Below are 10,748 nucleotides of genomic sequence, written 5' to 3' on the forward strand. Positions count from 1 at the left end.
CGGACCGGGGCGGTTCGCACCGGGCGACCCGTCGCGGAGCACGGTGGCAGCCACCGGTGGAGCACGACTCGAACCGCGGTCTCCATCGGCCCTCCAGCCGCGGTAAAGACGACCGGTGAAGGCTCCCGGCATCGGCACGGATGACAGGAGGCACGCATGAAAACCGACGACTTCGACATCGAGGTGGTGGTAGCCGGGGCCGGCCCGGTCGGGCTCATGGTCGCCGGCGAGTTGGCCGCCCATGGCGTCGAGACAGTGGTGATGGAGCGGCTGGACCAGCCGGCCGAGGACACCCGGGCCCAGGCCTTGCACGGCCGGACCGTACCGACGCTCGACCGCCGCGACCTGCTCGCTCCGTTCCTGGCCGAACACCAGGAACGGATGGCCCGGCTCACCCGGGGCGGACCGGGCCGCCGACCGCCGACCGGCCACTTCGCCGGCATCACCGGTCTGGCCTGGCGGGACACCAACCACGACGTGCCACCGGCGCTGTTCGTCCCGCAGCCGGCCACCACCCGCCTGCTCGAGAACTGGGCGCGCGAGCAGGGCGCCAGCGTGTTCCGCGGGGCCACGATGACCGGGTTCACCCAGGACGAGGACGGCGTGACCACCCACTTCGCACCGGGCGCGCCGATGCGCACGCTCTACTCGGCCTACCTCATCGGCTGCGACGGGGCCCGCAGCGCCGTACGCAAAGCGGCCGGTATCGATTTTCCGGGAACGGCGGCGACCAGCGACACCATCGCGGGCGAGGTGCTGATCGCCGACCCCGAGGACATACCGCAGGGCTGGACCCGTACGCCGCGGGGATGCACGGTGATCTCGGTGCGCCCGGGCGGGCACAGCCGCGTCGTCGCCATCGACTTCACCGGACCGGCCGCGGTCCGCGACGCGCCGGTCACCGTGGCCGAGATGCAGGCGACGGTGAGCCGCATCCTCGGGCAGCCGGTGGAGATGAGCGACCTGCGCGACCCGCAGCGCTACGGCGACGCGGCCCGGCAGGCCGAACGCTATCGCGAGGGCCGGGTCTTCCTGGTCGGCGACGCCGCGCACATCCACTACCCGGTCGGCGGGCAGGGGCTCAACGTCGGACTGCAGGACGCGGTCAACCTGGCGTGGAAGCTGGCCGCCACGATCGACGGATGGGCGCCGGCATCGCTGCTCGACACCTACTCGGCGGAACGGCACCCGGTGGCCGAGGCGGTCCTGGAGCAGACCCGGGCGCAGATGGCGCTGCTGAACCCGGACCCGCGCATCGACTCGCTGCGCTCGCTGTTCGCCGACCTGATCCGCATCCCGGCCGTCGACGAATACCTCACCAGCCGGATCGTCGCCTCGGATGTCCGCTACCCGGCCGGCGACCCGCAGGCGCACCCGCTGACCGGCCGGTTCGCGCCGGACCTGACGCTGCTCGGCGACGACGGCCCGGTGCGACTGGCGGCCACCCTGCACCCGGGGCGGCCGGTGCTGCTGCGGCTGACCGAGGGCGCGGTGCCGGCCGAGGCGGCGGCCGGCTGGAGCGACCGGATCGATGTGCACCGGCTGGACTGCCCCGACCGCCCCGATCTCGGCGCGCTGTTGCTGCGCCCGGACGGGTACGTGGCCTGGGCGTGCTCGGCCGGCGAACCGGCGGGCAGCGGCGAGGGGCTGGTGGCGGCCATGCGGCAGTGGTTCGGCGAGCCCGCGCACGTGAAGGTCGGATGACCGGGGCCGGCCCGGCGTGACTCACAGTTCGAGGGTCACGTCGTGGCCGGCCAGCCACCGGTTCAGCCACAACGCCATCTCGGCGCTGCCCCGCTCGTACGGGAGACTGACGTTCGTCCCGGGTTTTCCGCCCACCGCTGGGCCTTTCGCAGGTCCAGCAACGGGCGGACCGGGGCGTCGGGGTCGGCCAGCACCTCGGCGAGCTCGGCCCGCAGCGCGGCCGCGTAGGCCGGGTTCTGGGTGGCCGGGTACGGCGTCTTCGGCCGGCGCAGGACCGACTCGGGCAGCAGATCGGCCACCGCGGCACGCAGCAGGCTCTTCGGCCGGCCGTCGAAGAACTTCATCGCCCAGGGCACGTTGAACACGTACTCGACGAGTCGGTGGTCGCAGTAGGGCACGCGGACCTCCAGGCCGACCGCCATGCCCATCCGGTCCTTGCGATCCAGCAGGGTCTGCACGAACCGGGTGAGGTTGAGATAGCTGATCCGGCGCATCCGGCGTTGCTCCTCCCCCTCGCCCGGCAGCACCGGCACCTCGGCCAGCGCCTCGTGGTAGCGCTCTTGCCGGTACCCGGTCAGGTCGAGCTTCTCCAGCAGGCCGGCGTCGAGCAGCCCGGTGCCGCCGAAGTAGCGGGCCGAGCCGGGGGTGAGCCACGGGAAGCCCTCGAACCGCACCGCGGCCGGATTGTGGAACCACCGGTAGCCGCCGAACAGCTCGTCGGCCGACTCCCCGGACAGCGCCACCGTCGACTGCCGGCGGACCGCCCGGAACAGCAGGTAGAGCGAGGGCCACATGTCGCCCCAGTAGGCCGGCGGCAGGTCGGTGGCCCGGACCACCGCGGCGCGGACGACCGGATCGGCCAGCTCGTCGCTGTCCAGCAGCACCTCGGTGTGCGCGGAGCCGACGTGGGCGACCAGGTCGTGCACGAACGGCGCGTCGGTGTCGGTGCGCACGGCGTCCGGCGCGAACTGGTCGGCCGATCCGGTGAAGTCGACCGAGAACGAACGCACCGGACCGCCGCCGGCCGCGTTCAGCGCCCGCATCGCCAGCGCGGTGACCGCCGACGAGTCCAGGCCGCCGGAGAGCAGCGTGCACAACGGCACGTCGGAGATGAGTTGCCGGGTGACGGTGTCCTCGAGCAGCTCGCGCACGGTCCGGATGGTGGCCGCCAGGTCGTCGGTGTGCTCCGCCGCCGACAGCCGCCAATAGGCCCGTTTGATGACGCCGCCACGCCCGACGCGGACCAGGTCGCCCGGCCGGACCTCGTACATCCCCCGGAAGACCGCGTGCTCGGGCGTCTTGACCATCTCCAGGACCTCGCACAGCCCCTCGGCGTCCACCCGGCGCGGCACGGCGGGATTGGCCAGGATGGCCTTGGGCTCGGAGCCGAACAGGACGCCGTACGGGGTCGGGAAGTAGTAGAGCGGCTTGACGCCCATCCGGTCGCGGACGAGAAGCAGCTCCCGCCGCCGGCCGTCCCAGATGCCGATGGCGAAGATCCCGTTGAGCCGGTCGACAAAACTCTCACCCCAGCGCAGGTACGCCTGAAGGACGACCTCGGTGTCGCTGTCGGTGGCGAACCGGCTGCTGGCAGCGGCCAACTCGGCCCGGAGCTCACGGAAGTTGTAGATCTCGCCGCTGAAGGTGACGGCCGTGGTCGTCCCCGCACCGGCCGGCGCCGCCATCGGCTGGGCGCCACCGGCCAGATCGACCACCGCCAGGCGGCGGTGCAACAGCGCGACGTCGCGGTCGAACCACGTCCCTTCGGCGTCCGGCCCGCGACAGCTCAAGGTGTCCATCATGGCCTGCGCCGTCGCGCGCCGCGTTGACAGGTCGGTCCGGTAGTCGACCCAGCCGGCGATACCGCACATCCGCTCTCCACCCTTCCGGTGTTCGTTTGCGGGCAGTCGGTCAGGCGACCTGACCGAGTCGCTCGTTGATCTGCTTGAGCAGCATCCGGGGCGTCTGCGCGTCGACCACGATGGTGTCGGGCAGGCGGATGCCGTTGTCGCGTTCGATGCGGCCGACCGTGTTGAGGATGGCCAGCGAGTCGTAGCCGAGGTCCTCGAAGCTGACATCGAGAACGTCGCCGTTGCCCAGGGCGACGTTCTCGTCCTCGCCGGCGCACTCGCGCAGCAGGTGGACCAGCTCGGTAATCTGCAGTTCTGCCATCAGGGGCTCCTTGTCGTGGTTACGAGTCCGCGGGGGCGCGGAGCACCATCGCGGAGTTGAAGCCGCCGTGGCCCCGGGCCACGACGAGCGCAACCGCCAGATCGCCGCGCCTCGGTGTGTCGCGCACGAGATCCAGATCCGGGTACGCCGGTTGATCCACGTGCACGGTCGGCGGGATGATCTGATGGCGCAGGGCGAGGAACGCGGTGGCGAGGTCGAGCGACGCTCCCCCACCCAGCAGGCGGCCGGTCATGCTCTTGGGCGCGGTCACCGGCACGCCGCCCGGCCCGAACACCTGGTTCAGCGTGTCGACCTCGGCCCGGTCCAGTTCGGGCAGGCCGGCGGCGTCGGCGAAGACCACGTCCACCTCGGCCGCGGTGACCGCGGCGTCGGCCAGCGCGCGCTCGATCGCCCGCCGCAGACCGGGCTCGCGACCGGAGCCCGGCCGCGGGTCGAAGGTCGATCCGTATCCGGCGACGGTGCCGTAGGTACGGGTGACGCCGCGTCGGCGGACCGCGTCCGGGTGCTCCATCACCAACAGGGCGCCACCCTCGCCGAACGCTGCCCCGGAGGCGCCGACGTCGTACGGCCGGAAAGCCCGTTCCGGATCGGGGCATTCGCTGAGCCGGCCGGAGCGCGTCATGCACAGCAGCGACCACGGGCACAACGAACCGTCGACACCGCCGCCGATCATCAGCTCGGCGCCGCCCCGGATGCCGCGCCGCGCTTTGGCGACCGCGTCGATCCCGCCGGCTTGCTCACTGACCAGGGCAGCGCCAGGCCCGTGCAGGGCGTGCCGGATCGAGATCTGCCCGGTGTTGACCGGATAGAACCAGGCGAACGACTGGTACGCGCTGGCGAACGCGCTGCCCTTGCTCCACAGGGCTTCCAGCTCGCGCTGACCGAAGTCGAACCCGCCGCCGGAGGCCGCCGTGACGACACCGCCGGCGAAGTACGGCATCGAGCGCGGTTCGGCCGCGGCGTCCGACAGAGCCTCGTCGGCCGCGATCAGGGCGAGCCGCGTCATCAGGTCGGTCTGCGGCAGCAGCCGGCTGGGCAGATGCGTGCCGGGATCGATATCGACCTGGCCGAACACCTTCACCCGGTAACCGGACGGGTCGAAGCGGGTGATCCGGGTGATGCCGCTGCGCCCGGCCAGCGTGGCCGCCCAGTACTCGGCAACGCCGAGCCCGTTCGGCGCGACCACACCGAGGCCGGTCACGACCGGCGCGACGCCCCGGGCCGCGAGGGGCGGAGCTGCGGGCGGGGTCACCATGGTCATCGGACCTCCAGACCGGGCCGGGTCAGGACGACGGCGCTCTGGAAGCCGCCGAATCCACTGGAGACGCTGAGTGCCGTGTCCACTCGCATCTCCCGGGCGGTGAGCGGCACGTAGTCCAGGTCGCATTCCGGATCGCGTTCGTGCAGGTTGGCGGTCGGCGGTATCACGGAGTATTTGATGGCCAGGGCGCACGCCGCGATCTCGAGGGCGCAGATGGCGCCGAGCGAGTGACCGATCATCGACTTGATCGAGCTGATCGGCACCCGGTAGGCGTGCTCGCCGAGACTGGCCTTGTAGGCCGCGGTCTCGTGCCGGTCGTTCTGCTTGGTCGCCGAGCCGTGCGCGTTGACGTAGTCGGTCGCGCTGGGATCCAGGCGCGCCTGGTCGAACGCGCCGCGAATGGCGTCGGCCAGCTCCCGGCCGTCCAGCCGCAGCCCGGTCATGCTGTAGGCGTTGCACCGCGACGCGAACCCGGAGACCTCGGCGTAGATCTCGGCGCCGCGACGGCGTGCGTGCTCGAACTCCTCGAGCACGAACACGGCCGCGCCCTCGCCCAGCGCGAAGCCGTCGCGGGTCCGGTCGAACGGCCGCGACGCCGTCTCCGGGGAGTCGTTGCGCGCGGTCGTCGCCTTGATGGCGTCGAAATCGGGATCGATCAGCCCGTGCCGGAGCCGTTCGCCACAACCGAGCACTTTGATCGTCGGTGTGGTCGCCACCGGGACGGGTTTCGCCGGCATCACCTACCGCCGCATCAACTGAGCCAGGATCAGACCATGCTCACCATCGGGCAACTGGCGCCTACGCCGCGCGATTGATTAAATATCGGGCACTTTGCCAGCACGTCAGAAACCCGACGACGTTACTGATCGCGAGCAATTTCGTCAGTGTGTTGCTGCTGACCGGCTGAGGAAGCAGAAACGCGATGACCAACAGCACCGCGAAATAGACAGCGTTAAGCAGGAGCGCGGTCCGCGCCCGGCCCACCTGTTCCAGGTAGGTCAGCACGGCCAGGGTCCCGCCGAAGACCGCGTACGTCGGCCCCATCCACAGGAAATAGTTGGCGGTCGTCCGCGCCACGTCCTCGTCTGCGGTGAGCAGCCGGCTCAAGGGATCGCGCAACACGAAGGCCAGGATGCCGATCCCCGCGTAGGCCGACAGGGAGATTCGAACGGCGGCACTCAGACCGGCCGCGTCGATCGGCCGCCGCACCTCCCCCTGTCGCAGATTCGCCACGATGGCCGTGCCGGACCCGACCGCGATCGCCACCACCATGAAGAAGGAGCTCGCGCCCTGCCCCAGATTGAATCCGGCGATGTCCGCGCTGGTGGCGTTGCGGAGCACCCGCAGGTAACCGAAGTTCACCGACGACAGGATCAGGAAAGTGACCGCCACCGGCGCTCCGAACATCCACAGTTCCGCCGCCGCGTCCCGCCGGAACCAGGAACTGGCGGCTGTGTGCCCACGCAGCAGCCACCATGACGCGGCGCCGGCGACCACGCCGGCTATCAGCGTGCTGCCCGGCACCGCGAGCATGCCCAGGTCCGTCCAGACTCGCAGCACCACCATGGCCCCGATGGCCACGAAGGTGAATCCGACCGAGAGGACCGACGATGCAACCGTGCGCCCCATGCCTCGCAGCACCGCGCCCCCGGCCAGCGGCACCAGACTCACGACCGTAGCCAGACAGACCGCGACCACGAAGATCAGCACCGCCCTGCGGTCCGCCGGATCGACCTCAAGCGCGCTCAGGATTGGGCCTGCCGCGGCGGCGAACACCCCGGCGGTGAGGATCAGCGCGCCGCCGCCCAGCACCAGGAAGGTCGGCAACGGCCGGCGGGTGTCGCGCCGCCCCGAGCGCGTCGCGATTCCCGCCGATACCTGCGTGGCGACCACGAGCCCTTCGGTGACGGCCAGGACCAGAAATCCGATCGGGGTATATATCGCACGCACGTAGAGCGCGTCCTCGCCGAGCCGGCCCAGGAAAGCCAGGGTGAAAATCTGCAGCACCAGCCCGGCCAGCAGCCCCAGCAGAATGGACGCGGAAAAACGGATCGCCGGGACGACCAACGATGCCTTCCCGGCGACGGCGAGATCGTTTTCATCGGTCAAGAACGCCACGAAAGCCACCCGATGAAGCGCATGGGGCATCCCCCTGATGAGAGGTTAGAAATCTTCGAAAGTGCGCGTCATGCCCATACCTTTCGGCCTGACACGGTGTGAGAGTCAAGCCCTGATTCGCGCGAGGTCTGGACTACGGCGTGAAAGCCGTGACACCCACCCCAGTCGGCGACCAAGCGATGGGTCTCCGCTTGCCGTACCGGATGGTGAATACCGCGTTCGGTATTGCGCGCGTGGCATGCAGCAAGGTCACGACCTCGATCAACCTGACGACGGTGACGAGCCAGTCGACTTCTACTTGCTTCAGTTCTGGCCTGGCCCGCCGAGCGACGACCGCATCTTGCGGGCGCGGTGGAACGCGTCCGGGCTTTCCGAGGTTTTCCGCGTCCTGGCCTTCTGAAACGCAGCGTGCCGCCGCTCGGTGGCCTGTGCTGCTAGACGGGCTTTGAGGTACTCCGGCGGTCGTTACGGCGGCGGAGGAAGAGTGCTCCGCCGGTCGCGGCCAGCAGTCCGGCCGCGATCAGGCCGATCGGGTGGGTCGCGGAGGCAGCGGTCAGCGTCCAGCGGGGCGACGCCGGGCGAGCGGCGGTGCCGGCCACGGTGTGGCCGGCGCTCGAGGCGGCCGGCGAGGAGGCCGCAGCGGCGGCGATCGACGGCAAGGTGGTGGTGGCGGGCGCCGGTGTGACGGCGGCGGTCGTCGACTGCGTGGTCTGCGTCGGTGCGGCGGCGGATGCCGTAGCGGTGGTCGTAGTAGTAGATGTCGGTGCCGGGTCGGTGCCGGGACTCGTACCGGTGAAGTGGCCGCAGTCGGTGTGGCCGTTGAGGCATCTGGTGACCAGGTCCTCGAGGGTCGGCTGGTCCCAGGCGTTGAAGAAGTCGGCGTGCACGGAGTAGACCGACCCGGATGCGAAGGTGACGGTTCCGGTCGTGGTGCCTACCGGGTAGAAGATGTTTGTCCGGATGGTCGGCATGGCGATCGGGAACGCGGCGGGGCACACCCCGCCGGGGGCGAACGACACGTGTGCGGTGTTGGGCGAGGAGAGGGTTTTGCCGTCCCAGCAGTACGGCCACATCAGTCGCAGCTGGATGCCACCGCTGGCGCAGGCCGCCGGTGGTTCCTTTCCGCCGAGCTGGCTGGAGTCGGAGCAACCCCAGGTGATGTGGGCGTCGACCTGGGCGGCGGTGGTGGCCGCCTTGTTGCCGAAGACCATCTGGAAGCCCGCGGGGAAGGCGGTCAGCGTCACGTCGTCCGCAAAGCGGTTCTCGTAGTAGGCGATGAACGAGGACGGATTGACCTTCACCCCGTCGCGGTAGAGCGCCGGCGCCCAGTAGGCGCTGCGGTCGTTCTTGGCGCAGGTGCTGGTGACGCCCTGCATGGTGGCAAGTGTCGAGTAGGCGTTGGTGCCCGCGTTGCCGAAGAAGTCGTGCATGTGGGAGGCACCGGGCAGGGCCGGAAAGACGATCGGGTCGTCCATGCTGGAGTGCGACAGATTGCAGTCGACCTTCCACTGGCCGCTCACGGCCGCCTGCGCCGGCCCGCCGGGTTGGCTGAGAAGGCTCGCCGCGACGAGAACGAGCACGGCCGCACCGCGCAGTAGAGCTCGCATGTCCGGGGATCCTCCGTTGGTGTCGAGACCGGGCGCAAGTTCGCAGCCCAGAGCGCGCACCTTATTCGTCGAGATCGATGAGAGGCCAGCCGGCTAAGCGAGACTTAATGGGACCAGCCTGGCGGGACGATCGATACGCCGAATCGGGCTGGCGGCCGGCACCGTGATGGTGTGTCCGCGCCAGTCCAGCACGCCGAGGCTGGTCTAGCTGTCCGCGCCTGCCGCTTTCACGGCGACGAAGACCTGGTGACTGACGATCTTGTGCAGGATCGCGTCGTAGCCGAGGGTGCAGTCGCCGACCTTGCCGTCCGGTGGGGTCAAGGTCAGGTCGAAGACCAGGTGGTCGGCGTTGTCGACCTTCTCGACCCGGCCCGCCTCACTTTGACAATGCCTGTCATTGGTCAACATCCAACGGACTCAAGACTCGAACCACGTAGCCGGCGGCCTCTCCGGCACCGGAGTACCGGAGAGGCCGTGACATTGCTACTGAATAGGGTCAAACCTTGTCATTGGAATGTGCCGCCCATGTTCTCCCAGCCGGCTTGCCAGATGCTGCCGTTCCAGGAGGTGTGGAACATGCCCTGGTTAGCGCCGACACCGAACAGGTCAAGCCGATTCGGACCCCACGCGGCAACAGCGGGATCACTGGTGAAAGTGCCGCCACGGTTCTCCCACCCCGACTGCCAGGCACTGCCGTTCCAAGACGTATGGAACATGCCCTGATTGGCGCCGATACCGAACAGATCAAGCCGATTCGAACCCCACGCGACAACGGCGGGATTGCCGACGAAGGAACCACCCCGATCTTCCCAGCCGGTCTGCCAGACACTGCCGTTCCAGGATTTGTGGAACATCGCCTTGTCGTCACCGATACCGAAAACATCAAGCCGATTCGGCCCCCACGCGGCAACGGTCGGGTCGCCCAGGAACGAGCCACCCATATTCTCCCAGGAGGCTTCCCAGACGCTGCCATTCCACGCCCGGTGACGCATAGCCTTGTCAGTGCCGACACCGAACACATCCAGCCGATTCGCCCCCCACGCCACAACCGTGGGATCGCCGAGGAACGAACCACCCAAGTTCTCCCAGCCGGCCTGCCGAACACTCCCATTCCACGACCGGTGGAAAACAGCCTTGTTGTCGCCGACGCCGAACACATCAAGCCGATTCGGACCCCACGCGACTGCCGCAGGTTTACCGAGGAACGAACCCCCCATATTCTCCCACGACGCCTCCCAGACACTGCCATTCCACGACCGGTGATACATAGCCTTGTCAGTACCGACCGCGAACAGATCAAGCCGATTCGCGCCCCACGACACCGCGATCGGGTCACTCAGGAACGAACCACCCAAGTTCTCCCACGAGGCCTGCCACACACTGCCATTCCAGCTCTTGTGGAACATGCCCTTGTTACTACCGATCCCGAACACATCCAACCGGTTCGGACCCCACGACACCACCGACGACGCCGACGACGACACCGACGGGACCGGCGGGACCGTGCCGGCCATCGCCTGTGCACAGGTCGCGAGGCTCGACGAGCCAGGCGGGACATTGATTTCGAAATGCATCTCGTCGACGGTGCTGTTGTAGTCGCCACCCCATCGGACAACATTTCCGCAGAGGTCCAGGATGCGTCGGATCGCCGCCACCTTCGCGGCGCTGAAGGTACCGCTCTGGCCTTGCGGGTGGTCGTTCCAGTTCAGGTCGATAGCCGTACCCGAGGCATGGTTACTCAGTGTCGTCGAGCCCTCGATGGGACGGTAATTGGTAACTAATCAGGTCGGCTGTTTCGGGCCGGTTTGATCTTGCCGGGGTTGTTCGGCAGGATGTCCGGGTGCCTGAGATGCCGTCCATCGTGG

Annotated in this window: 8 protein-coding genes and 1 pseudogene; 1 reads left to right on the forward strand and 8 read right to left on the reverse strand. The window is 69.0% G+C overall.

From position 1 onward, the window contains the following. The first annotated feature begins 156 nt into the window (after positions 1 to 156). A complete protein-coding gene (locus AB0E90_RS50750) occupies positions 157 to 1,704 on the forward strand; it encodes an FAD-dependent monooxygenase (RefSeq protein WP_360420929.1) in 1,548 nt (515 codons plus the stop codon). Positions 1,705 to 1,766: 62 nt separating this feature from the next. Here AB0E90_RS50750 and asnB read toward each other — a convergent pair whose 3' ends face one another. From asnB to AB0E90_RS50790, 8 genes and pseudogenes are all read right to left on the reverse strand, one after another. Beyond that, positions 1,767 to 3,575: an asparagine synthase (glutamine-hydrolyzing) gene (asnB, locus tag AB0E90_RS50755; RefSeq protein ID WP_360420931.1), complete on the reverse strand. Its 1,809-nt coding sequence runs from the start codon at positions 3,573 to 3,575 to the stop codon at positions 1,767 to 1,769. 40 nt (positions 3,576 to 3,615) lie between these two features. Next, complete coding sequence (locus tag AB0E90_RS50760) at positions 3,616 to 3,876, reverse strand: acyl carrier protein (RefSeq protein ID WP_360420933.1); 261 nt, start codon at positions 3,874 to 3,876, stop codon at positions 3,616 to 3,618. 19 nt (positions 3,877 to 3,895) lie between these two features. After that, complete coding sequence (locus AB0E90_RS50765; protein ID WP_360420935.1) at positions 3,896 to 5,158, reverse strand: ketosynthase chain-length factor; 1,263 nt, start codon at positions 5,156 to 5,158, stop codon at positions 3,896 to 3,898. After that, positions 5,155 to 5,802 (reverse strand): annotated as a pseudogene (locus tag AB0E90_RS50770) (beta-ketoacyl-[acyl-carrier-protein] synthase family protein); the annotation flags it as partial. The pseudogene AB0E90_RS50770 and the gene AB0E90_RS50765, both read right to left, overlap by 4 nt. 154 nt (positions 5,803 to 5,956) lie before the next feature. Continuing rightward, on the reverse strand, positions 5,957 to 7,276 hold the full coding sequence (locus tag AB0E90_RS50775) for an MATE family efflux transporter (RefSeq protein ID WP_360420937.1): 1,320 nt from the start codon (positions 7,274 to 7,276) through the stop codon (positions 5,957 to 5,959). Between the two features lie 434 nt (positions 7,277 to 7,710). Next, entirely contained in the window at positions 7,711 to 8,883 is a 1,173-nt protein-coding gene (locus tag AB0E90_RS50780; RefSeq protein WP_360420939.1) for a DUF1996 domain-containing protein, read from the reverse strand. A gap of 204 nt (positions 8,884 to 9,087) precedes the next feature. Beyond that, complete coding sequence (locus AB0E90_RS50785) at positions 9,088 to 9,291, reverse strand: hypothetical protein (protein ID WP_360420940.1); 204 nt, start codon at positions 9,289 to 9,291, stop codon at positions 9,088 to 9,090. Between the two features lie 98 nt (positions 9,292 to 9,389). After that, on the reverse strand, positions 9,390 to 10,643 hold the full coding sequence (locus AB0E90_RS50790) for a M15 family metallopeptidase (RefSeq protein ID WP_360420944.1): 1,254 nt from the start codon (positions 10,641 to 10,643) through the stop codon (positions 9,390 to 9,392). Between the last annotated feature and the right edge of the window lie 105 nt (positions 10,644 to 10,748).

Origin of the sequence: Actinoplanes sp. NPDC026619 (genome assembly GCF_040638295.1) — a bacterium.
Classification (GTDB): Bacteria; Actinomycetota; Actinomycetes; order Mycobacteriales; family Micromonosporaceae; genus Actinoplanes.

Coding starts and splice junctions, on each gene's coding strand:
- AB0E90_RS50750 (WP_360420929.1), top strand. CDS start 157: ATGAAAACCGACGACTTCGACATCGAGGTGGTGGTAGCCGGGGCCGGC.
- asnB (WP_360420931.1), bottom strand. CDS start 3,575: ATGTGCGGTATCGCCGGCTGGGTCGACTACCGGACCGACCTGTCAACG.
- AB0E90_RS50760 (WP_360420933.1), bottom strand. CDS start 3,876: ATGGCAGAACTGCAGATTACCGAGCTGGTCCACCTGCTGCGCGAGTGC.
- AB0E90_RS50765 (WP_360420935.1), bottom strand. CDS start 5,158: ATGACCATGGTGACCCCGCCCGCAGCTCCGCCCCTCGCGGCCCGGGGC.
- AB0E90_RS50780 (WP_360420939.1), bottom strand. CDS start 8,883: ATGCGAGCTCTACTGCGCGGTGCGGCCGTGCTCGTTCTCGTCGCGGCG.
- AB0E90_RS50785 (WP_360420940.1), bottom strand. CDS start 9,291: ATGTTGACCAATGACAGGCATTGTCAAAGTGAGGCGGGCCGGGTCGAG.